General features: G+C 64.3%; 21 protein-coding genes. 14 read left to right on the top strand and 7 right to left on the bottom strand.

What is annotated here, in order from left to right; all coding sequences use genetic code 11:
• Positions 1 to 30: 30 nt before the first annotated feature.
• Entirely contained in the window at positions 31 to 1,557 is a 1,527-nt protein-coding gene (locus V1283_RS37040) for a malonate--CoA ligase (RefSeq protein ID WP_334391537.1), read from the top strand.
• A gap of 253 nt (positions 1,558 to 1,810) precedes the next feature.
• On the opposite strand, the gene V1283_RS37045 is transcribed toward V1283_RS37040, so the two are convergent.
• The gene (locus V1283_RS37045; RefSeq protein WP_334393313.1) at positions 1,811 to 2,662 is read right to left on the bottom strand and encodes a sulfite exporter TauE/SafE family protein; all 852 of its coding nucleotides are present in this window, start codon (positions 2,660 to 2,662) and stop codon (positions 1,811 to 1,813) included.
• Between the two features lie 132 nt (positions 2,663 to 2,794).
• On the opposite strand from V1283_RS37045, the gene V1283_RS37050 reads away from it, so the two are divergent.
• The 12 genes from V1283_RS37050 to V1283_RS37105 all read left to right on the top strand — a co-directional run bounded on the left by V1283_RS37050 (position 2,795) and on the right by V1283_RS37105 (position 16,610).
• Positions 2,795 to 3,778, top strand: a complete 984-nt coding sequence (locus tag V1283_RS37050; protein WP_334391538.1) for a LysR family transcriptional regulator — start codon at positions 2,795 to 2,797, stop codon at positions 3,776 to 3,778.
• A 153-nt stretch (positions 3,779 to 3,931) separates the two neighbouring features.
• Entirely contained in the window at positions 3,932 to 4,330 is a 399-nt protein-coding gene (gene sdhC / locus V1283_RS37055) for a succinate dehydrogenase, cytochrome b556 subunit (RefSeq protein ID WP_334391539.1), read from the top strand.
• 14 nt (positions 4,331 to 4,344) lie between these two features.
• Complete coding sequence (gene sdhD, locus V1283_RS37060) at positions 4,345 to 4,719, top strand: succinate dehydrogenase, hydrophobic membrane anchor protein (protein WP_334393314.1); 375 nt, start codon at positions 4,345 to 4,347, stop codon at positions 4,717 to 4,719.
• Between the two features lie 3 nt (positions 4,720 to 4,722).
• Positions 4,723 to 6,591, top strand: coding sequence for a succinate dehydrogenase flavoprotein subunit (sdhA, locus tag V1283_RS37065; protein ID WP_334391540.1), 1,869 nt, complete (start codon positions 4,723 to 4,725; stop codon positions 6,589 to 6,591).
• Positions 6,592 to 6,615: 24 nt separating this feature from the next.
• Positions 6,616 to 7,401, top strand: coding sequence for a succinate dehydrogenase iron-sulfur subunit (locus V1283_RS37070; RefSeq protein WP_334391541.1), 786 nt, complete (start codon positions 6,616 to 6,618; stop codon positions 7,399 to 7,401).
• Positions 7,402 to 7,536: 135 nt separating this feature from the next.
• Entirely contained in the window at positions 7,537 to 9,678 is a 2,142-nt protein-coding gene (locus V1283_RS37075) for an ATP-binding protein (protein ID WP_334391542.1), read from the top strand.
• Positions 9,679 to 9,761: 83 nt separating this feature from the next.
• On the top strand, positions 9,762 to 10,691 hold the full coding sequence (locus tag V1283_RS37080) for a glutathione S-transferase family protein (RefSeq protein ID WP_334391543.1): 930 nt from the start codon (positions 9,762 to 9,764) through the stop codon (positions 10,689 to 10,691).
• Between the two features lie 49 nt (positions 10,692 to 10,740).
• Positions 10,741 to 12,753 carry an ABC transporter ATP-binding protein/permease gene (locus tag V1283_RS37085; RefSeq protein ID WP_334391544.1) on the top strand — a complete coding sequence of 671 codons (2,013 nt, stop codon included), beginning with the start codon at positions 10,741 to 10,743 and terminating at the stop codon, positions 12,751 to 12,753.
• A 198-nt stretch (positions 12,754 to 12,951) separates the two neighbouring features.
• A complete protein-coding gene (locus V1283_RS37090) occupies positions 12,952 to 13,779 on the top strand; it encodes an FkbM family methyltransferase (RefSeq protein WP_334391545.1) in 828 nt (275 codons plus the stop codon).
• 34 nt (positions 13,780 to 13,813) lie between these two features.
• Positions 13,814 to 14,200, top strand: a complete 387-nt coding sequence (locus V1283_RS37095) for a VOC family protein (RefSeq protein ID WP_334391546.1) — start codon at positions 13,814 to 13,816, stop codon at positions 14,198 to 14,200.
• Between the two features lie 90 nt (positions 14,201 to 14,290).
• Positions 14,291 to 14,521, top strand: coding sequence for a hypothetical protein (locus V1283_RS37100; protein ID WP_334391547.1), 231 nt, complete (start codon positions 14,291 to 14,293; stop codon positions 14,519 to 14,521).
• A gap of 187 nt (positions 14,522 to 14,708) precedes the next feature.
• Positions 14,709 to 16,610 carry an OmpA family protein gene (locus tag V1283_RS37105; protein ID WP_334391548.1) on the top strand — a complete coding sequence of 634 codons (1,902 nt, stop codon included), beginning with the start codon at positions 14,709 to 14,711 and terminating at the stop codon, positions 16,608 to 16,610.
• Between the two features lie 151 nt (positions 16,611 to 16,761).
• On the opposite strand, the gene argG is transcribed toward V1283_RS37105, so the two are convergent.
• The 6 genes from argG to V1283_RS37135 all read right to left on the bottom strand — a co-directional run bounded on the left by argG (position 16,762) and on the right by V1283_RS37135 (position 22,819).
• Positions 16,762 to 18,099: an argininosuccinate synthase gene (gene argG, locus V1283_RS37110; RefSeq protein WP_334391549.1), complete on the bottom strand. Its 1,338-nt coding sequence runs from the start codon at positions 18,097 to 18,099 to the stop codon at positions 16,762 to 16,764.
• A gap of 119 nt (positions 18,100 to 18,218) precedes the next feature.
• Positions 18,219 to 18,980, bottom strand: a complete 762-nt coding sequence (locus V1283_RS37115) for a phosphatase PAP2 family protein (protein WP_334391550.1) — start codon at positions 18,978 to 18,980, stop codon at positions 18,219 to 18,221.
• A 108-nt stretch (positions 18,981 to 19,088) separates the two neighbouring features.
• Positions 19,089 to 19,580: a hypothetical protein gene (locus V1283_RS37120; protein ID WP_334391551.1), complete on the bottom strand. Its 492-nt coding sequence runs from the start codon at positions 19,578 to 19,580 to the stop codon at positions 19,089 to 19,091.
• Between the two features lie 133 nt (positions 19,581 to 19,713).
• The gene (gene rlmN / locus V1283_RS37125; protein WP_334393315.1) at positions 19,714 to 20,910 is read right to left on the bottom strand and encodes a 23S rRNA (adenine(2503)-C(2))-methyltransferase RlmN; all 1,197 of its coding nucleotides are present in this window, start codon (positions 20,908 to 20,910) and stop codon (positions 19,714 to 19,716) included.
• 215 nt (positions 20,911 to 21,125) lie between these two features.
• Positions 21,126 to 21,770, bottom strand: a complete 645-nt coding sequence (locus tag V1283_RS37130) for an invasion associated locus B family protein (protein ID WP_334391552.1) — start codon at positions 21,768 to 21,770, stop codon at positions 21,126 to 21,128.
• 209 nt (positions 21,771 to 21,979) lie between these two features.
• Complete coding sequence (locus tag V1283_RS37135) at positions 21,980 to 22,819, bottom strand: SDR family oxidoreductase (RefSeq protein ID WP_334391553.1); 840 nt, start codon at positions 22,817 to 22,819, stop codon at positions 21,980 to 21,982.
• 118 nt (positions 22,820 to 22,937) lie between these two features.
• Here V1283_RS37135 and V1283_RS37140 point away from each other — a divergent pair, with 118 nt between their 5' ends.
• Complete coding sequence (locus V1283_RS37140) at positions 22,938 to 23,912, top strand: NADPH:quinone oxidoreductase family protein (protein WP_334391554.1); 975 nt, start codon at positions 22,938 to 22,940, stop codon at positions 23,910 to 23,912.
• Positions 23,913 to 23,980: the final 68 nt, after the last annotated feature.

Raw genomic sequence — 23,980 nt, forward strand, 5'->3', positions numbered from 1 at the left:
GCGCTACCCGCGCCCCTCAGGGAATGTTGCATGAACACGACCGCCAACGCCAATCTGTTTTCCCGCCTGTTCGACACGCTCGACGATCCGAACCGGCTCGCGATCGAAATGCTCGATGGCACGCGCATCAGCTATGGCGATCTGATCGCCCGCGCCGGCCAGATGGCGAATGTGCTAGTTGTGCGCGGCGTCAAGCCCGGCGACCGCGTCGCAGCCCAGACCGAGAAATCGGTGCCGGCGCTGGTGCTCTATCTCGCGACCGTGCGCGCGGGCGCAGTCTACCTGCCGCTCAACACCGCCTATACGCTCAACGAGCTCGACTACTTCATCTCCGACGCCGAGCCGTCGCTGGTGGTCTGCGACCCCTCGAAGGCGGAAGGCATCGGCGCGATCGCGGCGAAGGTGAAGGCGAAAGTCGAAACGCTTGGACCCGACGGCAAGGGATCGCTGACGGACGCCGCCGCCAAGGCGGATTCGGCGTTTGCGACCGTCGCGCGCGCCAATGCCGACCTCGCGGCCATCCTCTACACCTCCGGCACGACAGGCCGTTCCAAGGGCGCGATGCTGACGCACGACAATCTGGCGTCAAACTCCTACAGCCTGGTCGATTACTGGCGCTTCACGGATAAGGATGTGCTGATCCACGCGCTGCCGATCTATCACACCCACGGCCTGTTCGTGGCGAGCAACGTCACCCTGTTCGCCCGCGCCTCGATGATCTTCCTGCCGAAATTCGATCCTGAAATGATCATCAAGCTGATGGCGCGCGCCACCGTCCTGATGGGCGTGCCGACGTTTTACACCCGGCTGCTGCAGAGCCCGGCGCTGACGAAGGAATCGACCAGCCACATGCGGCTGTTCATTTCGGGCTCCGCGCCATTGCTTGCCGATACCCACCGCGAATGGTCCGCGCGCACCGGCCACGCCGTGCTGGAACGCTACGGCATGACCGAAACCAACATGAACACCTCCAACCCCTATGATGGCGAGCGCGTGCCGGGCGCCGTCGGCCATCCCCTGCCCGGCGTTTCCGTCCGCGTCACCGATCCCGAGACCGGCAAGGAGATCGCGCGCGACGAGATCGGCATGATCGAGGTCAAGGGCCCGAACGTGTTCAAGGGCTATTGGCGGATGCCGGAGAAGACAAAATCTGAATTCCGCGACGACGGCTTCTTCATCACCGGCGACCTCGGCAAGATCGATCCCAAGGGCTATGTGCACATCCTCGGCCGCGGCAAGGACCTCGTGATCTCCGGCGGCTTCAACGTCTACCCGAAGGAAATCGAGAGTGAGATCGACGCCATGGCGGGCGTGATCGAATCCGCCGTGATCGGCGTGCCGCACGCCGATTTCGGCGAGGGCGTCACGGCGGTCGTGGTCTGCAACAAGGGCGCCGAAGTCACCGAAGCGGGCGTGCTGCACGCGCTCGACGGCAGGCTGGCGAAGTTCAAGATGCCGAAGCGCGTGTTCGTCGTCGAGGAATTGCCGCGCAACGCCATGGGCAAGGTGCAGAAGAACATCTTGCGGGATACCTACGCGAAGATTTACGCGAAGTAGTTCGGTGTCGTCCCTGCGAACGCAGGGACCCATACGCCGCGGCGGATATTGTGGGAAGCGCTGGTCGACGGCTTTTTTCTAACCACTGATACCTGTGGTTATGGGTCCCTGCGTTCGCAGGGACGACAACGCTGGCTGTCACGCGCCCCTACCTCACAGAACCGTAGCCCGGATGGAGCGAAGCGCAATCCGGGAGCGGTTTGTCCGGCTGCGAGAATCCCGGATTTCGCTTCGCTCCATCCGGGCTACGCGTCTACAACAGGCTGATCACAAACCTGCCACCTACGATGAACATATACGCGCCGAACGCCATCTCCAGCGCGCGCTTCGACAGCGCGTGCGCAACCTTCACCCCGAGCGGCGCCGTGATCAGCGTGGTCGGCATCGCCAATAGCGCCCCGATCAGCGACACATAGCCAATCGAGAACGGCAGTTGCAGCGCGGTGACGTCCGGAAAGCGCGCCGCGGCGGGCCAGCCGGCATAGACATAGCCGATCGCGCCGGGGATCGAGATCAATACCGCGAGCGCGGATGAGGTCGCGACCGCCTGATGGATCGGCCGGCCATAGAAAGTCATCAAGAGGTTCGCGAACAGGCCGCCGCCAACGCCCATCAAGGTCGACAACAGCCCGACAAAAAAGCCGTAGACGCGCATCAGAAAACCTTTCGGGACATCGTCGCCGAGCTTCCAGGTTTCCCGCGCCAGCAGCAGCCGCGCCGCCGCCGACCACGCCACTATCACGAACACGATCTTGAACAGGCGCTCCGGCGCAAAGCGCGCCGTGACGCTGCCAACGGCCACGCCGATCAAGACCGGCAGCCACCAGCGCCTGAGGATCTCCATGTCGACCGCGCCACGGGCGTAATGGGCGCGAAAGGAGGCGAGCGAGGTCGGGATGATGATCGCAAGCGAGGTGCCGATGCAGAGCGGCATCCGTACCTCCAGCGGCACGCCGGCCAGCCGGAAGCATTCGTAGAACACCGGCACCAGGATGGCCCCGCCGCCGATGCCGAACACGCCGGCCAGAAATCCCGACAGCGCCCCGGTCGCGACCAGCAGCAGAGCGAGTTCGATGAGTTCTTTGGGATCGAGGCCAGCCATCATGTCCTTGAGCATCCCAGGTTCAGGGCTTGCGACCCGCGCGTCAGCATGGCCGCCCGCGAGACTTAGCTGCTTCTGAAATGCGGGAGTATCTATTATCTTTTACAGGCACCCTTGCGAAATTCGGAAGGTTCGATGGACCTGATGTCGGCCATGGCGACCTTTGTTCGGGCGGTCGACGCCGGCAGCCTGTCGGCGGCGGCGCGGTCACTGCCGAGTTCATTGACGTCGGTGAGCCGGCAGATCTCGGCGCTGGAGCAGCATTTCGGGACCCGCCTCCTGTTGCGCACCACGCGCCAGCTCGCGCTCACCGACGAGGGCCGGATTCTGTACGAGCGCGCCAAAGCGATCATTGGTGAGGTCAAGGAGATCGAGGCGGCGCTGTCGCGCGGCCGCCACCAGCCGTCGGGGCGGATCCGGGTCAGTTCGCCCAGCCTGATGGGCCGGCTTGTGATCGCGCCTTTGCTCGCCGAATTCCTGCGCCGCTATCCGGCGCTGTCGGTCGATCTCCTGCTGGTCGACCGCGCGGTCGACATGGTCGAGGAAGACATCCATCTCGCTATTCACGTCGGCCGCCTGCGCGACTCGCAGCTGGTCACACGCAAGCTTGCGGACATACGGATGATCGTTTGCGCCTCGCCCGGCTATCTCGCGCGGCGGGGCACGCCCGAGATGCCGGGCGATCTCGCGCATCATGACTGCCTGGTGTTCTCGGATGCGCCCGGCAGCGCCGAATGGCGCTTCGCCGACAACGGTAAAGCAGGCCGCAAAATCCGCATATCCGGTCGGCTCTGGATGAATAGCCTCGACGCGCTCGCCGCCGCTGCGAAGGAAGGCGCCGGCATCGTGCGGGTGCCATCCTGGCAGGCCGAGGCCGACCTGGCCGCCGGCCACCTGGTGCGGGTGCTCACCGATTTCGAACCGGCGCCAGTGCCACTGCACCTGATGTTTCAGCCATCGCGGCTGGCTTCGCCGAAGATCAGGGCCTTCGTCGATTACCTCGTCGAACGCTGGCGCGGCGTCGATCCGTTCGGCGCGCAGCCTCGGACGGATAGAGAAACGGAATCAATATTCAATTCTTTAACTGTGCCAAATGGCCGTGGTATACCAAGCCGCTGATCGATCGCGTTTCATAGCATCCTAGTAGTGAACGGTGGTTCGATTCCAAGCGATTTGATCGTTGCGCTCGCTGGTTCGACTTCGTAAATAGAATTCATCTACAGCGATCCGCGATGGGCCACACCGAGGCCCCGCCAACTTCAAAAGCCGCCGATGACCACCAGGATCGAACGACCGCTTTCGCCACATTTGCAGACCTATCGCTGGACGCTGACGTTGGCGCTGTCCATCATCCACCGCGGCACCGGCCTGGCGCTGTATTTCGGTACCCTGCTGCTGGCCTGGTGGCTGATTGCCGCAGCCTCCGGCCCCGGAGCCTACGCCAACGTCCAGGCCTTCACCGGCAGCATCATCGGCAAGCTGATCGTGTTCGGCTACACGTGGGCGCTGCTGCATCATCTGTGCAGCGGTATCCGCTACTTCTTCTGGGACCTCGGCTACGGTTTCAAGGCCAATGAGCGCGAGGCTCTCACCTGGGGTGCGCTGATCGCGGGCATTTCACTGACCGTCCTGGTCTGGATCATTGCCTATACGGTCGGAGGCGGACGATGAGCGGCCCCTCCTCGATGCGCACGCCGCTCGGCCGCGTCCGCAATCTCGGTTCCTCGCATTCCGGCACCACCGATTTCTGGCGCCAGCGTCTCACCGCGGTGGCGATGGCGCTCCTGATCGTGCCCGTCATCGTGATCGTCCTGATGCTGATCGGCCGCAACCAGGCCGGCGCCGCGCAAATTCTTGGCTCGATTCCGATCGCAATCATTCTGGCCCTCTTCATCATTGCCAGTTCCTGGCACATGAAGATCGGTATGCAGATCGTGATCGAGGACTATATCCATAACGAGAAGCTCAAGCTCGCCTGCGTGATGGCGAACAATTTCTTCTGTATCGCGGTGGCACTGTCGTCGATCTACGCGATCCTCAAATTGTCATCGGGAGTCTAACCCATGGCTTCTAAGAATTCGGCTGCACAAGGTAACGGCAAGGCCACCAACGGCAGTGGAACTGCAAGTGGTCCTGCCACCAACGGAAAATCCTATCCGATCGAGGACCACACCTACGACGTCGTGGTGGTCGGCGCCGGCGGCGCCGGCTTGCGCGCCGTGGTCGGCTGCTCGGAAGCGGGCCTGCGCACCGCCTGCATCACAAAAGTGTTCCCGACCCGCTCGCATACGGTGGCGGCGCAAGGCGGCATCTCCGCTTCGCTCGGCAACATGCATCCGGACGACTGGCGCTGGCACATGTACGACACCGTCAAGGGGTCGGACTGGCTCGGCGACCAGGACGCGATCGAATACATGGTGCGCAACGCGCCGGAGGCCGTCTACGAACTCGAGCACTGGGGCGTGCCGTTCTCGCGCACCGAGGACGGCAAGATCTACCAGCGCCCGTTCGGCGGCATGACCTTGGACTACGGCAAGGGCCAGGCGCAGCGTACCTGCGCCGCCGCCGACCGCACTGGCCACGCCATGCTGCACACGATGTACGGCCAGGCGCTGCGCCATTCGGCCGAATTCTACATCGAGTTCTTCGCCATCGACCTGATCATGGACGACCAGGGCGTCTGCCGCGGCGTCATCGCGCTCAAGCTCGACGACGGCACGCTGCATCGGTTCCGGGCGCAGACCACGATCCTCGCCACCGGCGGCTACGGCCGCGCCTACGCTTCCTGCACCTCGGCGCATACCTGCACCGGTGACGGCGGCGGCATGGTGTTGCGCGCCGGCCTGCCGCTGCAGGACATGGAATTCATCCAGTTCCACCCGACCGGCATCTACGGCTCGGGCTGCCTCGTCACCGAGGGCGCCCGCGGCGAAGGCGGCTATCTCGTCAATTCCGAGGGTGAGCGCTTCATGGAGCGCTATGCGCCCTCCGCCAAGGACCTCGCCTCCCGCGACGTCGTCTCGCGCTCGATGACGATTGAAATCCGCGAGGGCCGCGGCGTCGGCAAGAAGAAGGACCACATCTACTTGCACCTCGATCATCTCGATCCGAAGGTGCTGCACGAACGGCTGCCGGGCATTTCCGAATCGGCAAAAATCTTCGCCAATGTCGACGTCACCCGCGAGCCGATCCCGATCGTGCCGACCGTGCACTACAACATGGGCGGCATTCCCACCAATTATCACGCCGAAGTGCTGACCAAGAAGGACGGCGACGACAATGCGGTGGTGCCCGGCCTGATGGCGATCGGCGAAGCCGCCTGTGTTTCCGTGCACGGCGCCAACCGCCTCGGCTCCAACTCGCTGATCGACCTCGTCGTGTTCGGCCGCGCGGCTGCGCTGCGGCTTGCGGAAAAGCTGACGCCGAACGGCAAGCAGCCGGAATTGCCGAAGGATTCCTCCGATCTGGCGCTCGGCCGGCTCGACCACTACCGCTACGCCTCCGGCGGCACGCCGACCGCAAAACTGCGCGACAGCATGCAGCACGTCATGCAGAGTAATTGCGCGGTGTTCCGCACCGGCGAGATCCTGCACGAAGGCCAGAACCTGATCCACAAGGTGCATGGCGGCATCGGCGACGTCGCCACCACCGACCGCTCGCTGGTCTGGAATTCCGACCTGATCGAAACGCTCGAATTCGACAATCTGATCGTGCAGGCGGTCGTCACGATGGATTCGGCGGCGAACCGCACCGAAAGCCGCGGCGCGCATGCCCGCGAGGACTTTTCCGCGCGCGACGACAAGAACTGGATGAAGCACACGCTGGCGTGGATCGACAAGGGCGGTAAGACCGCGATCGATTATCGCCCGGTGCACGATTACACGATGACGAACGACGTCCAGTACATCCCGCCGAAGGCGCGCGTTTACTGATGACGACAACGAAGGCTTGCAAGTATGGCTGAATTCACGCTCCCGAAAAATTCGAGGATCACCGGCGGCAAGACCTGGCCGATACCGGCGGGCGCGACCGAGACGCGCGAGTTCAGGGTGTATCGCTGGAATCCGGACGACGGCAAGAACCCGAGCGTCGACACCTATCACGTCGACATCAACGACTGCGGCCCGATGGTGCTGGACGGCCTGATCTGGATCAAGAATCACATCGATCCGACGCTGACCTTCCGACGCTCCTGCCGCGAAGGCGTCTGCGGCTCCTGCGCCATGAACATCGACGGCCAGAACACGCTGGCCTGCACCAAATCAATGCATGACGTGGCCTCGGGCGGCGCCGTGAAGGTCAACCCGCTGCCGCACCAGCCGGTCGTGAAGGACCTGGTGCCTGATCTGACCAATTTCTACGCGCAATACGCCTCCATCGAGCCCTGGCTGAAGACGACTACGCCGACGCCGCAGAAGGAATGGAAGCAGAGCCACGAGGACCGCGAAAAGCTCGACGGCCTCTACGAGTGCATTCTCTGCGCCTGCTGCTCGACCTCCTGCCCGAGCTATTGGTGGAACAGCGACCGCTTCCTGGGGCCCGCCGCGCTCCTGCAAGCGAATCGCTGGGTGACGGATTCCCGCGATGAGGCCACCGGCGAACGGCTCGACAACCTCGAAGACCCGTTCCGACTCTACCGCTGCCACACCATCATGAACTGCGCCAAGGCCTGCCCGAAGGGCCTCAACCCGTCGGAAGCCATCGCCGAGCTCAAGCTGAAGATGGTCGAGCGCCAGATCTAGGCGAGACGCCGTAGCCCGGGAACGGCGATATTTGAATCGATTATGACCGATCCGTCCGGACGAAAGTTCCCTTCCCCGCCCAACTTTGTTCTCAACGAAAGATTGCGTTAAGCTCGGCGCGGAGTCGGAGCGCCCGTGCAGACCGCACAACATAATTCGCTGAGACTGCTGCAATGGATGATGGTCGCTTCGCTGGCCCTTCCGTTGGCCCTGTTTGTATTTGCATCCGCCGTCTCCTGGGTCTCGATCCGCGAAACCGCCGACCGCGAAATCGAACGCGCGCTGGATGTCGCGCACGAGCATGCGCTGAAAGTGTTCGAGACCATCGACCGCAGCCTGTCGGAGATGGCCGAGATCGTCCGCGACGTTCCCGATGCCGACATCGTTGCGCGCGAGCAATTGCTGCACCTGCGGCTGAAACAACTGGTCGCTTCGCTGCCGCAGGTGAAATCAGCCTGGATTTTCGACGCCAAGGGCCACGCCCTCGTCAACAGCCTGGTCGTGCCGGCACCCGAAATAGACTTTTCCGACCGGGACTATTTCAAGGCCCATACGGCCAGCGATATCGGAACCTATATCGGTGAGGCGCTGAAGCCGCGGCCGCCCTATCAGGGCGCGACGTTCTTCGGCGTCAGCAGGCGGCGCCCGAGCGAGGATGGCAGCTTCGCCGGCGTGCTGCAGGCTTCGGTGTTCCCGGAATATTTCGAGAATTACTACGCCCGGATCGGCCGCGAGCCCGGCAGTTACTTCGCGCTCGGCCGGACGGACGGCACCGTGCTGGCGCGTTTCCCCACCGTCGACCGCGACATCCATTTCGACCCCAAAGGTCCGATCGGGAAACTGATCGCCAGTCCAACGGACGGTCTCATCACCGTGACGTCGCCGACCGACGGCCTCGAACGCCGTCTCGGCTATCGTCGCCTCGCCGAATACCCGATCTATGTCGGCGCCGGCCTCGAGACCTCGGCCATTCACGCCCGCTGGCTGTCCACCATGGGCCAGCATCTGATCTTCGGGGCGCCCGCCACCGCGCTGCTGTTTGCCCTGCTGGGGCTGGCCCTGCGCCGGACGCGCCATCTCCATTTCGAGGCCGAGAAACGGCAGGTGGCCGAAGAAGCGCTGAAGCATGGCCAGCGGCTGGAAGCGCTGGGCCAGCTTACCGGCGGCGTCGCGCACGACTTCAACAATCTGCTCACGGTGATCCGCGCTTCGGTGGACCTGTTGCGGCGGCCCGACCTGCCGGAGCCGCGGCGGCTGCGCTATATCGATGCGATCTCGGATACGGTGACCCGCGCCGCCAGGCTGACCGGGCAATTGCTGGCCTTCGCGCGGCGGCAGACCTTGAAGCCGGAGGTGTTCGAGGTCGGACGAAGCGTGCAGACGCTGGCCGAAATGATCGGCACCCTGATCGGTTCGCGCATCGAGATCGTCATCCTTGGACCGGACGAACCGTGCTTCGTCAACGCCGACGCCGGCCAGTTCGAAACCGCCATCATCAACATGGCCGTGAACGCGCGGGATGCCATCGAGGGCCGCGGACGGCTGACGATTGCGGTGGGCATGGCGGCCAGTCTGCCCAACGCCGCGCCGCTGTCGCAAAATCCCTATGGCTATGTTGCGGTATCCGTCGCCGACACCGGCAGCGGCATTCCGCCGGATCAGTTCGAACGCATCTTCGAACCCTTCTTTACAACCAAGCAGGCCGGCCATGGCACCGGGCTCGGCCTGTCGCAGGTGTTCGGCTTCGCCAGGCAATCCGGCGGCGAAGTGGTCGTCGCCAGCGAGGCCGGCAAGGGCAGTGTTTTCACGCTGTATTTGCCGCGCACCGCCGGCAGCGGGAAATCGCGACAGATGCCGGCGGCGGATGCCTCGGCGATCGCCGGGAGCGGGATGTCGGTGCTGGTGGTCGAAGACAATGCCGAGGTCGGGCAATTTGCCACCGACGCACTGGCCGATCTCGGCTACACCACCCGCCTGGTCGGCAGCGGCGCGCATGCGCTCGAAGTGCTGGCCGTCGGCGCGGATTGCTTCGATGTCGTATTCACCGACGTGGTGATGCCGGGCATGACCGGCCTCGAACTCACCCAGGAAATCCGCCGCCGGTACACCGACCTGCCGGTCGTGCTGACCAGCGGTTACAGCCACGTGCTGTCGGAACACGGCAGCCACGGTTTTGAGCTGCTGCAAAAGCCCTATTCCGTCGAGCAGCTCTCGCGCGTGCTGCACCGGGTCGGCCGGCGGAAATTCAAACAGACGCCGACGGCCGCATCATCCTGACCCCGCGATAGCCAGAGCACTTCCAACCGCGGTATTTTTTGCAAAATTCACGCTATCCGCGCCATTGACCCGGAAGAAGGCAAATGACCACCGAACCTCCCATTATCCTCCACCACTTTCCGCAATCGCCGTTCTCGGAAAAGATCCGCCTGATCTTTGGCCTGAAGAACATTGCATGGACCTCGGTGCTGATTACGCGGATCATGCCGCGGCCGGACCTGATGCCGATGACCGGAGGCTATCGGCGCACCCCGGTGATGCAGATCGGCGCCGACATCTATTGCGACACCCAGTGTATCATCCGCGAACTGGAACGGCGTTTCCCGGCGCCGACACTGTTTCCGGAAGCGTGCCGGGGTCTGGCCTCGGCCACGGCGATGTGGACCGACAAGGCGTTCTTTCAGAGCACCGTGAACCTGATCTTCGGTTCGCTCGCCGACAAGGTCCCGCAGGAGTTCATCGCCGACCGCGAGAAACTCCGCGGCGCCAAATTCGATATCGCCGCGATGACGGCCGCGATTCCGCAAATGCGCGACCAGTTTCGCGCCCATCTGCAGTGGATCGACGCGCAGCTCGCCTATGGTCGAAGCTGGATGTGCGGAGACCAGGTCAGCCTCTGCGACATCAACGCCTACATGAACGTCTGGTACCTTCGCACCAATCTTCCCGTCCTCGATCAACTGCTCGCGGAATTTCCGGCCACGAAGGATTGGGAAGCACGGATGCGCGCGATCGGGCACGCCACCTCCACCGAAATATCGACCGCGGCAGCGCTGGAGATTGCGACCCGCGCGTCTCCAGCGACCATCGAGCTCGCCGATCCCCACGATCCCAACGGCCGCAAGCCGGGCGACGCGGTCACGGTGATGCCGGACGACTACGGCAAGATCGGCGTGCGCGGCAAAATCGTCGCGCTCTCGTCCCAGCACATCGCGATTCGGCGAAATGATCCCATCACCGGCGAGGTGGTCGTGCATTTTCCGCGCGCAGGGTTTCTGGTGCTGCCGGCATAGCGCCTGGAACTCAACTGGAACCTTTTGATTTGGCTGCCGTTGTGCCGCCATGGGCAAAGCAACCGTCAAATCGCCAGCGAAGAAACCCGCAATCGCAAGAAAGAAACCCGACTCCGGCGCCAAGGCGCCGGACTCCGAAGAAAAATCGGAATTCGTCGAAGTCGTCGCGGAAGACGGTGACCATGTCGAGCCCCCGCCGCCCCAAGCGGTTGAACCCGACCCGGAATGGTCCCCGGAAGAGGCCGAGCAAGCCCGCAAGGATTATCTGCTGACGCGGTTCTGGATCAGCGCGCGCGGCTACTGGGGCAAGAACGGTGGCCGGCTGGCGTGGCTTTTTACGTTCGGGCTGCTGTTCCTGATCGTTGCCAATGTCGGCTTCCAGTATGGCATAAATGTCTGGAATCGCGCGATCTTCGACGCCATCGAGAAGCGCGATTCCGCCACCGTGTACTATCTCGCCGCGGTATTCTTTCCGCTCGCGATCGGCAGCGTGCTGCTCGGCGTGGCGCAGGTATTCGCCCGCATGGGCATCCAGCGCCGCTGGCGCGCCTGGCTGACGAACGCGGTGATATCGCGCTGGCTGGCCAATGGACGTTACTACCAGCTCAATCTCGTCGGCGGCGATCACCAGAATCCGGAGTATCGCATCGCCGAGGATTTGAGGATTGCAACCGACTCTCCGGTGGACTTCGTCGCCGGCGTGACGTCGGCGTTCCTCTCGGCCGCGACCTTCATCGTCGTGCTCTGGACCATCGGCGGCGCGCTGACCGTAACGCTGGGCGGCTCCACCATCACCATCCCCGGCTTCCTGGTGATTGCCGCGATCATTTACGCAGCGATCGCGTCAGGCTCGATCATGACGATCGGACGAAGTTTTGTGCAGGTGTCCGAGGACAAGAACCAGGCTGAGGCCGAGTATCGCTACACGTTGACGCGCGTGCGCGAGAACGGCGAAAGCATTGCGCTACTTGGCGGCGAGGAGGAAGAGCGCGACGGCATCGACAAGACCTTTACCAAAGTTCTGCGACAATGGGCACGGCTCGCCGGCCAGCATATGCGCACCACGCTAGTGTCGCAGGGATCGAGCCTCATTGCACCTGTCGTACCCTTGTTGCTGTGCGCGCCAAAATTTCTCGACGGCAGCATGACGCTCGGGCAGGTGATGCAGGCGGCGTCCGCCTTCACCATCGTGCAGACGGCGTTCGGCTGGCTGGTCGACAATTATCCGCGGCTTGCCGACTGGAACGCCTGCGCGCGCCGCATCGCTTCGCTGATGATGTCGCTCGATGGCCTCGAGCGCGCCGAGCAGGGCGACGGCATCGGCCGCATCAAGCGCGGCGAGACCGAGGGCGACGCCATGCTGAGCCTCAACGATCTCTCGGTCACGCTCGATGACGGCACCGCGGTGGTCGGCGAAACCGAAGTGGCAATTGGGCCCGGCGAGCGCCTGCTGGTGGCCGGCGAATCCGGCACCGGCAAGAGCACATTGGTCCGTGCGCTGGCGGGGTTATGGCCGTGGGGCGGCGGCAGCGTCAATTTCCACCCCGACCGCCGGCTCTTCATGCTGCCGCAGAAGCCTTACATCCCATCCGGCACGCTGCGCCGCGCGATCGCCTACCCCGGCGCAGCTGACGACTGGACGGTCGAGGGGATCGGCGAGGCTCTGCACAAGGTCGGCCTCGATCACCTCAAGGAGAAGATCGAGGAAGAAGGACCGTGGGACCAGACGCTTTCCGGTGGCGAAAAGCAGCGGCTGGCATTCGCGCGTCTCCTGCTCCACAACCCCGACATCGTGGTGCTGGACGAGGCGACGTCAGCGCTCGACGAAAAGAGCCAGGACAAGATGATGGAAATCGTGATCAAGGAGCTCCCGAAGGCCACCATCGTCAGCGTCGCCCACCGCGTCGAGCTGGAGGCGTTTCACAGCCGTAAAATCGTGCTGGAACGGCGCAAGGGCGGCGCCAAACTGGTCAGCGACGTCGACCTGATCCCGCGCAAGGGTGGACAACGCCTGCTTGGACGTTTCCTGCGCAATCGCAAGGCTGCCAAGAAAGCGGCGTAAGATAAAGACTTCCCGTCGTCCCTGCGAAAGCAGGGACCCATAACCCCTGGCCTTGATTATTGCGGAGAGTATCAACTCCAACCGCCTCAAATCGAGAAGCCGCGGCGTATGGGCCCCTGCTTTCGCAGGGGCGACGATGTCGTTGGAGTCGCGCGCAAAACCGGCTATGCATGCCGCCGCTTCACCGAGGACTTTTGCTTGAAGCCCAACAACGATCCTTCGCCCGCGCCGTTCGGCGCATTCGCCCCGAATGCCGCACAGGCCGCGATCATTTCGCTGGCCCATCGCTCGCGGCTGAAGCGCGGCGCCTTTCGGCCGATGCTGTCGCGGCTGGTGAATCTGCTGCGCGCGGGTCCTGTCGACGTGCAATATCAGGGCGCCTCGTTCCGCTTCTACCACCAGGCCAGCGCCACCGAGCGCGGCGCGCTGTTCAATCCCGCCTACAATATCGAGGAGCTGGATTTTTTGCGCGCGCATGTTCCCGCGGGCGGGGTCTTCGTCGATGTCGGCGCCAATGTCGGCACCTATGCGCTGGCGTTGGCGCGCCATGTCGGCGCCGGCGGCAAGGTGATCGCGATCGAGCCGCATCCGGTGACCCATGCGCGGCTCGCCTTCAACAACACGTCCTCCGGCTACACCCAGGTGCGGCTGGTCGCGGCCGCGGCCGGCCCCGCCGATGGCGAATTGCTGATCGAGACCGACGGCGACAATCTCGGCGCCAGCCACATCGTGTCGGGTGAGGCCTCCGGCAAGGCGATCAAGGTGCCGTCGCTGCGGCTGCAGCGCATCCTCGAGGAAGCCGGCGTCTCGCATGTCGACGCGCTCAAGATCGATGTCGAAGGTTTTGAGGACCGCGTGCTGACCGGGTTTTTCGCCGACGCGCCGCAGGCCTTGTGGCCCCGCGCGATCGTGATCGAGCATCTGTCGAAGGACGAGTGGCTGGGCGACTGCATCGCCGACATGCGCGCGCGGGGTTATATCGAGACGGGCAAGACCCGCAGCAACACGCTGCTGGCGCGCGGCTGAATCTCCATAATCCCTCGAACCGCAGGAGAGCTTGATGATCGACCACATCGGATTTCAGGTTTCGGATTATGAACGCTCCAAGGCCTTCTATCTGAAGGCATTGGCGCCGCTCGATTACACCCTCGTGTTTGAAGTCCCGCCGGAGCGAACAGGCGGCGAGCCCGCCGCGGGTTTTGGCGCCAATGGAAAGCCCGATTTCTGGATCGGCGGCGAAGGCGGGATGGACAAGCCGTTGCATGTCGCGATCCTGGCCAACGACCGTGCCACGGTGGACGCCTTCTACAAGGCAGCCATGGCGGCCGGCGGGCGCGACAACGGCGCACCGGGAATTCGCGCGCACTACCACCCGAACTATTACGGCGCCTTCGTGCTCGATCCCGACGGCCACAACATCGAAGCCGTCTGTCACGCGCCGGCTTGACCGTCCCGGCGGTTCCATTTTTGTATCGCGCGGGAACCTCGCGCCGCCAGCGCCGTTGTCTCATCCGGAGTTGAAACTTCAGGAGACGCGATGCCGATTGAACCGCCGGAGATACCGCCGGCGACACCGGGACAGCCGACCGAGCCGCCGCCGGAGAATCCTCCGGGTAATCCCCGCCCGGAGGTGCCACCACCCCTCCGTGAACCCGGTCAGCCACCACAACCGCGTGAGTTGCCGGGCAAGACGCCGGACGAGTTACCGATACGCGGGCCAAGCGGCCCCAGCACTCCCAATCCCGCCACCAATCCGAGGACCATATGAAGGCACCGTCTGAACGCGCAATGAACAACGATGCATGCAACCCATTGCGCCGATGAAATAAAAACCATCCGACCATTTGTAGGCCGCCACAATCCGGCCTAATGATTAGCCGTTCAATCGACCAACTGACATGCCAATGGAAAGCCGTTCCGTTGCTGTCAGGCCTATTCCGGGGACCAAGGACATCATGAAAAACCTTCGCATCCTGCTGCTCGCCACGACTGCCTTGACGGCGAGCCAGCTCGCGACCTCCGAATCGCAGGCGCAGACCGCACCGATCGTCGTGGCGCAAGCCAAAGATGAGGGCCCCCCGGGCACCAAGAAGGAAGCGCCGAAGGGCGCTCCGCCGCCGGCCGCCGCGCCGAAGGCGCCGGCCGCTCCACCGCCTCCGGCCGCAGCACCTCCGCGTCCGGCAGCGCCTCCGCCGCCACCGCCTGCTGCGGCTCCGCCACCGCGCCCGACGCCAGCCCCCCCGCCGCCTCCGGCCGCTGCGCCCCCGCGCCCGACACCGCCTCCGCCGCCTCCCGCGGCTGCGCCTCCGCGGCCGACACCACCCCCGCCCCCTCCGCCGCCACCGGCTGCTGCGCCGAAGGCACCGGCAACACCTCCGCCGCCTCCTGCAGCTGCGCCTGCGCGCCCGACGCCACCGCCGCCTCCTCCGCCGGCAGCCGCGCCTGTGGCTCCGAAGCAACCGGCCGCACCGACTACGCCGCCGCCCCCGCCGGCTGGCGCCAAGCAGCCGCCCGCGCCTGCCACCACGCCGGCCCCGACAGCGCCTCCGACCGCCGCCCCGCCGCCTGGCGGAAGTACGACGGCGCCGCCGCCGCGTCCCGGCGCACCGGCGACACCTCCAAGTGCGGGCGCCCCGACAACCACGCCGACCACGCCGCCGGGACGACCCGGCGCGCCGCCGCCTGCCGCGCCAAGCGCCGGCGGCGTCCCCACCGCTCCGGGCACAACGCCGCCGACTGCCGCTCCCACGGCTCCGACCGCCGTGCCGGGCGCGCCCAACGCCGCACCGCCTCCCGGCCGGGCGCAAAACGCCCCGCCGACCGTTGCACCGGCCTTCCGCCAGGCACCGCAAGTCACCGCACCGCTGCCAGCGGCGCCGCCCGACGCAGGGATCAGGGCCATTGCTCCGGGTGCACCGCCGTCCGGACCGCAACGGCTTGACGACTTCCGCGGCCAGCGCCGCGAGAGCCAGCAGGGCGGCCGCACCATCATCACCGAGCCCGGGCGGATCATCATTCGCGATCCCGGCGGACAGCAATATGTCCGTCACAGCGAGGTGGACCGCTTCCGCTACGGCGCGCGTGACATCCAGACCCAGACCGTTGGTGGCGAGACCCGCACCGTCGTGATCAGGCCCGATGGCACGCAGGTGATCACCGTGGTCGGCCGCGACGGCCAGTTGCTGCGGCGTATTCGCCGCGACGAGCGCGGTCGCGAGATCATCATCATCGACAACAGCTACCGCGATCCGCGTTTCGGCGGCGGATTCTATGTCGCGCTGGCGCCGCCGGTGGTCCGCATTCCCTATAACCGCTACATCGTCGATGCCGAGGAGGCGTCGCCGGAGGTACTCTACGAGACCATGATGGCGCCGCCCGTGGAGCGGATCGAACGGCGTTATTCGCTGGACGAAATCCGCTACAGCCCGACCGTGCGCCAGCGCATGCCGAGCATCGACGTCAACACCATCAACTTCGAAACCGGATCGTGGGAAATCCCGCCCGATCAGGCGTCGAAGCTGCAGGCGATCGCCGACGGCCTCAACCGGGCGATCCAGCAGAATCCGCGTGCGGTGTTCCTGATCGAGGGCCACACCGACGCGGTCGGCAACGATGTCGACAATCTGTCGCTGTCGGATCGCCGCGCCGAATCTGCCGCGACCTTGCTGACGCAGCAGTTCAACGTGCCGGCGGAAAACCTGACCTCGCAGGGCTATGGCGAGCAGTACCTGAAGGAGCAGACCGACGGGCCGAGCGCGATCAACCGGCGCGTCACCATCCGCAACATCACGCCGCTGCTCAACGGCGGACAGGCCTCGCTGCCGCCGCCCCCGCCCGGCACCGCGCCGCCGCGCTGAGGCGATCGTTCATCAAATGAAAATGGCCGGGAGCAATCCCGGCCATTTTTGTTATTCGTCATTGCGAGATTCGCAGGATGGGCAAAGGCGCATCGCGCCGTGCCCACCGTCCGTGCCCAGACCAGAATTGGTGGGCACGCTGCGCTTTGGGTCAGCTCTTGTCGCTCTCAAGCTTGAAGATATCGGCGCCTTCCCGGCTCGTTAACAGGCCTGTCTTGCCGTACAGATCCAGTTTGGCGCGGGTATCGGCGATGTCGAGGTTGCGCATGGTGAGCTGGCCGATGCGGTCGGCCGGCGTGAACGCCGCATCCTCCACCTTCTCCATGCTCAGCCGCTCCGGCTGATAGGTCAGGTTCGGGCTCTCGGTGTTCAGGATCGAGTAGTCGTTGCCGCGGCGCAGCTCGAGCGTCACCTCGCCGGTGACGGCGCGCGCCACCCAGCGCTGGGCGGTTTCGCGCAGCATCAGGGCCTGGGAATCGAACCACCGTCCCTGATAAAGCAGCCGGCCAAGGCGCATGCCGCTGATCCGGTATTGCTCTATGGTGTCTTCGTTGTGGATGCCGGTGACGAGACGTTCATAGGCGATGTGCAGCAGCGCCATGCCGGGCGCCTCGTAGATGCCGCGGCTCTTGGCCTCGATGATCCGGTTCTCGATCTGGTCGCTCATGCCAAGGCCATGCTGGCCGCCGATGGCGTTGGCCTCGAGGAACAGCGCGACGGGATCACTGAACGTCTGGCCGTTTAGCGCGACCGGCTGGCCCTCCTCGAAACGCACGGTGACCTTCTCGGCCTTGACGACGCAGTCGTCGCGCCAGAACGGCACGCCCATGATCGGATTGACGATCTTGATGCCGCTATCGAGCTGCTCGAGATCCTTGGCCTCGTGGGTAGCGCCGAGCAGATTGCTGTCGGTCGAATAGGCCTTTTCGGCGCTCATCTTATAGGCGAATCCATTGGCGGTCATGAACGCCGACATTTCCGCGCGGCCGCCCAGCTCATCGATGAAGAGCTGGTCGAGCCAGGGCTTGTAGATCCGCAAGTTCGGATTGGTCAGCAGGCCGTAGCGGTAGAACCGCTCGATATCGTTGCCTTTGTAGGTGGAGCCATCGCCCCAGATGTTGACGCCGTCCTCCTTCATGGCCGCAACCAGCATCGTGCCGGTCACGGCGCGGCCGAGCGGCGTGGTGTTGAAGTAGGCGATGCCGCCGGTCGAGACGTGGAAGGCGCCGGACTGGATGGCGGCGATACCCTCGTGGACCAGTTGCGTGCGGCAATCCACCAGCCGGGCTTTTTCGCCGCCGAACTCGAGCGCCTTGCGCGGAATCTCGTCGTAGTCGGTCTCGTCAGGCTGGCCGAGATTGGCGGTATAGGCAAAGACGCGAGCGCCCTTTTGCTTCATCCAGAGCAGCGCCGCGCTGGTGTCGAGACCGCCCGAGAAAGCGATGCCGACTTTTTCCCCTTTGGGCAGGCTTTTCAGAATCGTACTCATGGAGCTTCCAATCGGTCGAAATGGCGGATGCCGGTTTCGAGGGCGCGAATAACAAATTTCGCGCTGATGGGCACGCGTTTAATCGCTCTTTTTAGTGGCCCTTAACGGCTGGGATCGGATTACCCCGCCTCGCGCCCGCGCCAGCGCTGCCACAGGCGATAGCCAGGCCAACCCCAGCGCCCCAGCGCGGATTCGATCTGCGCATCCGTCAGCCTCGTCGACGGCCAGCGGTAAATCCAGGCGTAGGCCAGCCAAATCACGAAGAAGCTCACCAGCCCCGCGGCGGCAACGTCGGTAAAGAAATGACCGCCGAACGCCATCCGCAGCCCAGACGTCACAACCCCGAACAGGGTCGCCGCCACATAGGCCAGAGGCCGCCACGCCGGCGGGGTCAGCGCCGCGGGCGCATAGGTCCAGAACGCGGTGGCGCCCTCGCCGGAGAAGAACGAGCAGTTACGCCCGCACTCCCCACGCGGGTCCCACCACGGCACGAACTGCCAGGGGCCGTTGAATTCTGTCACCACCACCGGCCGCGGCCGCCCCCAATAGCTCTTGAAGGTGAGGTTCGTCAGCACGACGGCGGAGAGCAGGACGGTGACCAAGAGAAACACCGCTGCGCGTCCCCGAACCAGCATCGGCCGGTCCGGCCGCACCAGTTTTGCCACGATAGCGAACAGCGCCGGCAGCGCCAGCGCCCAGGCGATCCACATCGCGCCGTCGCGCGCAACGGCGGCAAGCCCGTTCTGCTTCAGCGGAAATGATGTGCTCGTGGAATCGTAGAACAGTGCCGCCAGCTTCAGGTCGAGTTCAGGGAAAATCCCGAACAGCAGTCCGATGACGAGCGATAGGCCCAACGCGATAACAAGTCCGGTCCGGTTCATGGCGCGGGGTTTAGCCGAGGCGGTCCGTGATGAAAACCCCCGTCATTGTCTGCGACAAACGCGAAGCGTTTGCGCAAGAGAGCGCGAGCGAAGCAGCCGTGGTCCCCTTCACGCCTGCGGCCGGGACTGCGACGGCAATGGCGGCGGTGGACGCAAGGGAGGCCTTGGTTCGCGCCAGGCGCCGGCGGATCGGCCCGCGATCATCCAGTAGATCAGGCCGGCCACGATGCCGGCACCGGTCATGATTTCGAGATGGCGGCGCACGATGCCGTCGAACCGCAGCGTGTCGGGATCGAACGGAATAAGGCCGAGATAGCAGGCCGCGCCCACGATGGCGCCGCCGATCGCGTAGGCAAGCACGCTGCGGATATAGAAGGCTTCCGTGATCAAAACCACGACCAGCGCCGGCAGCAGCGCAAAGCCGGACAGAAAGATAAAGCCGAAGCCGAGCACGACGTTGATCGCGCTCTGGTCGATCTGGCCGTCGCCGAGATCGCTGAACTCAGGATACAGCACCGCGCCGACCACGATCATCCCCGCCACGAAGCAGGCAGCGAGGAAAGCGAACAGGATGACGAAGAGGCGACCGATCAGGGACATGGCTGGACTCCGTCATTGCGAGCGAAGCGAAGCAATCCATCCTGCCGCTTGCTGGGAGATGGATTGCTTCGTCGCTTCGCTCCCTTGCGCAAACGCTTCGCGTTTGTCGCAGGCAATGACGGGGACACTATTCTCAATCCGTCATCGCCATGGCGCGCAGCGCCTGGCGCTCGCGCGCGGACAGTTTTTCGGTCTCCGACTTCAACTGGCCGCAGGCGGCGAGAATGTCGCGGCCGCGCGGCGTGCGCACCGGGGAGGAATAGCCGGCGTTAAAAATATATTCGGAGAATTTTTCGATCTGCTCCCAGTCCGAGCACTCATACTTGGCGCCCGGCCACGGATTGAACGGGATCAGATTGATTTTCGCCGGAATGCCCTTGAGCAGCTTAACAAGCAGCTTGGCGTCATCCATGGAGTCGTTGACGCCCTTGAGCATCACATATTCGAAGGTGATGCGCCGCGCATTGGATGAGCCAGGATAATCGCGGCAGGCCTGCAGCAATTCGGCAATCGGATATTTGCGGTTCAGCGGCACCAGCTCGTTACGCAACTCATCGCGCACGGCGTGCAGCGAGATCGCCAGCATGACGCCGATCTCGTCGCCGGTGCGGATGATGTTGGGCACCACGCCCGAGGTCGACAGCGTGATGCGGCGGCGGGAAATGCCGACGCCTTCATTGTCCGCGACGATCAGCAACGCATCGCGCACCGCGTCGAAATTATAAAGCGGCTCGCCCATGCCCATCATGACGACATTGGTGACGAGCCGGCTGCCGGTCGGGGTCTCGCGATCGGCCCAGTCATTGAGGCGGTCGCGCGCCACCATGATCTGGCCGACGATTTCGCCGGCCGTGAGATTGCGCACCAGCCGCTGCGTGCCGGTGTGGCAGAACGAGCAGTTCAGCGTGCAGCCGACCTGCGAGGAAACGCAGAGCGTGCCACGATCGGTTTCGGGAATGTAGACGCACTCGACCTCGTGCGCCTTCTGGAATGCATCACCGCTCGGCAGGCGCAACAGCCATTTGCGGGTGCCGTCGTTGGAAATCTGCTCGGCCACCACTTCGGGGCGGTCGACGGTAAAATGCTGCTCTAGTTGCGCACGCATTTCCTTGGAAATGCTGGTCATCTCGTCGAACGCCTTGGCGCCGCGGACGTACATCCAGTGCCAGAGCTGCTGCGTCCGCATCTTGCGCTGCGCAGGCTGCACGCCGATCTCGCCCAGCCGATCGGCGATTTCGGCACGCGACAGGCCGATCAGCGAGGGTTTTGCCGGCGGCACGTAGGTTTCGAGCGGAACCTTCTCCAGCGGCGCCACGGCCACTGTCGGCATGGAATTCGTCTCGGTCGAAACTGCGGTCATCGGATTTCTGTTCTAGGGAGGTTTCTCCCTCACCCTGAAGAGCGGCACCTTCGCCGCGTCTCGAAGGGTGAGAGCCGGGCCTCATGGTTCGAGACGGCGCAAGCGCCTCCTCACCATGAGGGGAGGCAGCTTCAAATAGGCCTTCCAAGGCCCGTAAACAACGTCATTCTGAGCTTAAAAGCCGCCTAGCGCTTGCAGTCCTGCGCCAGCCGGTCGAGCGCCTGGGACAATCCCTTCAGCGAAAAGACGTCTGTGGTCTCGGTGCCCTTGGCCGAAACACCCTTGACGGTGACTTCGGCGGATTTGCGCATGGCGTTGACCATCTGCTCTTCCTCCGCGGCGTTCTTGATCCAGAGCCCGTCGCCCTGGGTATACATCGCATAGGCCGAGCCGCCGACCTCGAGAGAGGATTCCGAACCCGGCTTCAGCGCGTATCCGATCATGATCGAAACTTCGTTGACGACTCTTTCGGCCGGACGCGTCGAGACGAAAGCGTAGGCGGGATCGCGCGGACGATTCGGCGGATTGGTTTTGGAGGACGATGGTTTCGCCAGCGCGAAGCAAACCTTCCTGCCGTTCGGCGTCGCCGAGTAGGCGCCCCAGGTTCCGAACTGACCGATCAAGGTGGGTTCCGCGCCACCGGCCGCGGCGGTCGCTGCCGGTTCCGGCTTCGCAGGCTTGGCCGTCGTCGGCTTTGCCGCCGGTGCAGGTGCGGGCGCAGGCTTGGCCGCATCCTTGGCGCCTTTCGAAGCAGCGCCCTGTGCTTGCGCGAGGGATGACGTCCCAAACAACGCCGCAATCGCAACCAGAAATGTCAGTATTCGCAACACGGACAACTGGTTCCCTCATCATTGTGACTGGAAGATGGCCCGAAGGCGCATCGCGCCGCCGGGGGATGGATAGCTGGGAAATGCTTTTTTGGGAAGGCAGTTACAGCGTTGTCACCACCGTGGCGACGCTTCGTCCCAAGATCCTTGTGACGTCCCTTAGGCGAATCAAATGACGTCCCTTAGGCGAATCAAAACCGAAGGTTTTGGTTTCAGCCCTTCGGCCGGCGCTCGCGCTGGCTTTGCCACTGCGCATCGGTCCATTGCAGCAGATCCTCGGCGCCGGAACTGCGCAAATGCGCGCCGCCATCCTGCACCACCATCTCGCCATTGATGTAACCGGCCTGATCCGAAATCAGAAAGCTCGCCAGGTCAGCAAGTTCGCCATGCTCGCCGGCGCGGCCGAGCGGATTGCGTTGCGCCCAGCCTTCATCGCGGCCCTCGGGACGGAGCTGGCCCGAAGCGCCGGGCGTCGGAAACGCGCCGGGCGCGATCGCGACCGTGCGCACACCCTTGGGTCCCCATTCCACCGCAAGACTCCTGGTCATCGCGAGCACGGCGGACTTCGCCATCGCCGACGGCACCGTGAAGGCGCGGCCGGTGATCGTCGAGGTCGAGAGAATGCTCAGCACCACGCCTTTGTGCTTGCCGTCGATCCAGCGCCTGCCCGCGGCGAGCGTGCAGTACATCGTGCCGTGCAGCGTCGGCGCCAGGATCGCATCGGCTGCCCGCGGCGACAGGTGTTCGGTCTGCGCGATGAAGGTCGCCGCGGCATTGTTGACCAGCACGTCGATCGGCGCCTCGCGCCATATCTCTTCCATCATGGCATCGACCGCTGCGCCGTCGCGGATATCGCAGCCGATCACGCCGACCTTGCCGCCGAGTTCGCTGCGCATTCGCGCGGCCGTCGTCTCCAGCAATTCGAGCCGGCGTCCGCAAATGATCAGCTCCGCGCCGAGCTCGACGAAGCGGTGTCCCATCGCCGCGCCGAGCCCCGAACCGCCACCGGTGACCAATATCCGCTTTCCCGCCAGCAAGCCCTTTTCAAACATCGCTTGAATCCCCTTCGATCACCCTAGGCCATACGCCTGAATCGGATTGTAGCCTGCCTTCAAATCCGGCAAGAAGCATCCGGCCTCTTCTTTCCCGGTCCGACAATCAGGTGCGCCCATGAAAGCCATTCTCTGCTCGCAATATTGCCAACCCGACGACCTCGTGCTGGCCGACGTGCCCGATCCGGTGGCCGAACCGGGACAGGCGGTGATTGCTATCAAGGCCGCGGCGTTGAATTTCTTCGACATCCTGATGATCCAGGGCAAGTACCAGATCAAGCCGCCGTTCCCGTTTTCGCCGGCCGCCGAGGTTGCCGGCGTGATCGAAAGCATCGGCGCCGGCGTCACCGACCTGAAGGTCGGCGACCGCGTGGTGGCGTCCTGCGGCCATAACGGCGCGCGCGAAAAGATCGCGCTGCCCGCAAGCTCTATTGTGAAAATTCCCGACAATCTGGATTTCGATCGCGCCGCCGGCATCATCATCATCTACGGCACGGCGCTGCACGCGCTGGAAGACCGCGCCAGCCCGAAGCCCGGCGAGACGCTTGCGGTGCTCGGCGCTGCCGGCGGCACCGGACTTGCGGCCTGCGAACTCGGCAAGCTGATGGGCCTGAAGGTGATCGCCTGCGCCTCGTCGGACGAGAAACTCGAATTTGCCAAAGCGCACGGTGCCGAGCTGACGCTGAATTACAGCAAGGAAGACCTGAAGGAGGGCTTGCGCCGGCTCACCGGCGGCAAGGGCGTCGACATCATCTTCGATCCGGTCGGCGGCACTTACGCCGAGGCCGCATTGCGCTCGATCGCCTGGGAAGGCCGCTTCCTGGTGATCGGCTTCGCCGCGGGCGACATCCCGAAGATGCCGCTCAACCTCGCACTGCTCAAGGGTTGCGATATCCGCGGCGTGTTCTGGGGCGCGTGGACCCGGGTCAACCCCGAGAAGAACCGCGCCAACCTGGAGAAGCTCGTGAAGTGGACCGCGGAAGGCAAGATCTCCTCGCATGTCGACCGCGCTTTTCCGCTGGCGCAAACCGCCGAAGCGCTGAAGGTGCTCGCTGGCCGCAAGGCGATGGGCAAGGTGATCCTGCATCCCTGAGTGGAGATGCCGGATCATCTGTTGCATTGTCATCCATTCGAAGGGACGCAGGCCGGAGGGGCGTGTCG

The sequence above is a fragment of the Bradyrhizobium sp. AZCC 2262 genome (assembly GCF_036924535.1).
Taxonomy (GTDB): Bacteria; Pseudomonadota; Alphaproteobacteria; order Rhizobiales; family Xanthobacteraceae; genus Bradyrhizobium.

Coding starts and splice junctions, on each gene's coding strand:
- V1283_RS37040 (WP_334391537.1), top strand. CDS start 31: ATGAACACGACCGCCAACGCCAATCTGTTTTCCCGCCTGTTCGACACG.
- V1283_RS37045 (WP_334393313.1), bottom strand. CDS start 2,662: ATGATGGCTGGCCTCGATCCCAAAGAACTCATCGAACTCGCTCTGCTG.
- V1283_RS37050 (WP_334391538.1), top strand. CDS start 2,795: ATGGACCTGATGTCGGCCATGGCGACCTTTGTTCGGGCGGTCGACGCC.
- sdhC (WP_334391539.1), top strand. CDS start 3,932: ATGACCACCAGGATCGAACGACCGCTTTCGCCACATTTGCAGACCTAT.
- sdhD (WP_334393314.1), top strand. CDS start 4,345: ATGCGCACGCCGCTCGGCCGCGTCCGCAATCTCGGTTCCTCGCATTCC.
- sdhA (WP_334391540.1), top strand. CDS start 4,723: ATGGCTTCTAAGAATTCGGCTGCACAAGGTAACGGCAAGGCCACCAAC.
- V1283_RS37070 (WP_334391541.1), top strand. CDS start 6,616: ATGGCTGAATTCACGCTCCCGAAAAATTCGAGGATCACCGGCGGCAAG.
- V1283_RS37080 (WP_334391543.1), top strand. CDS start 9,762: ATGACCACCGAACCTCCCATTATCCTCCACCACTTTCCGCAATCGCCG.
- V1283_RS37085 (WP_334391544.1), top strand. CDS start 10,741: ATGGGCAAAGCAACCGTCAAATCGCCAGCGAAGAAACCCGCAATCGCA.
- V1283_RS37095 (WP_334391546.1), top strand. CDS start 13,814: ATGATCGACCACATCGGATTTCAGGTTTCGGATTATGAACGCTCCAAG.
- V1283_RS37100 (WP_334391547.1), top strand. CDS start 14,291: ATGCCGATTGAACCGCCGGAGATACCGCCGGCGACACCGGGACAGCCG.
- V1283_RS37105 (WP_334391548.1), top strand. CDS start 14,709: ATGAAAAACCTTCGCATCCTGCTGCTCGCCACGACTGCCTTGACGGCG.
- argG (WP_334391549.1), bottom strand. CDS start 18,099: ATGAGTACGATTCTGAAAAGCCTGCCCAAAGGGGAAAAAGTCGGCATC.
- V1283_RS37115 (WP_334391550.1), bottom strand. CDS start 18,980: ATGAACCGGACCGGACTTGTTATCGCGTTGGGCCTATCGCTCGTCATC.
- V1283_RS37120 (WP_334391551.1), bottom strand. CDS start 19,580: ATGTCCCTGATCGGTCGCCTCTTCGTCATCCTGTTCGCTTTCCTCGCT.
- rlmN (WP_334393315.1), bottom strand. CDS start 20,910: ATGCCGACAGTGGCCGTGGCGCCGCTGGAGAAGGTTCCGCTCGAAACC.
- V1283_RS37135 (WP_334391553.1), bottom strand. CDS start 22,819: ATGTTTGAAAAGGGCTTGCTGGCGGGAAAGCGGATATTGGTCACCGGT.
- V1283_RS37140 (WP_334391554.1), top strand. CDS start 22,938: ATGAAAGCCATTCTCTGCTCGCAATATTGCCAACCCGACGACCTCGTG.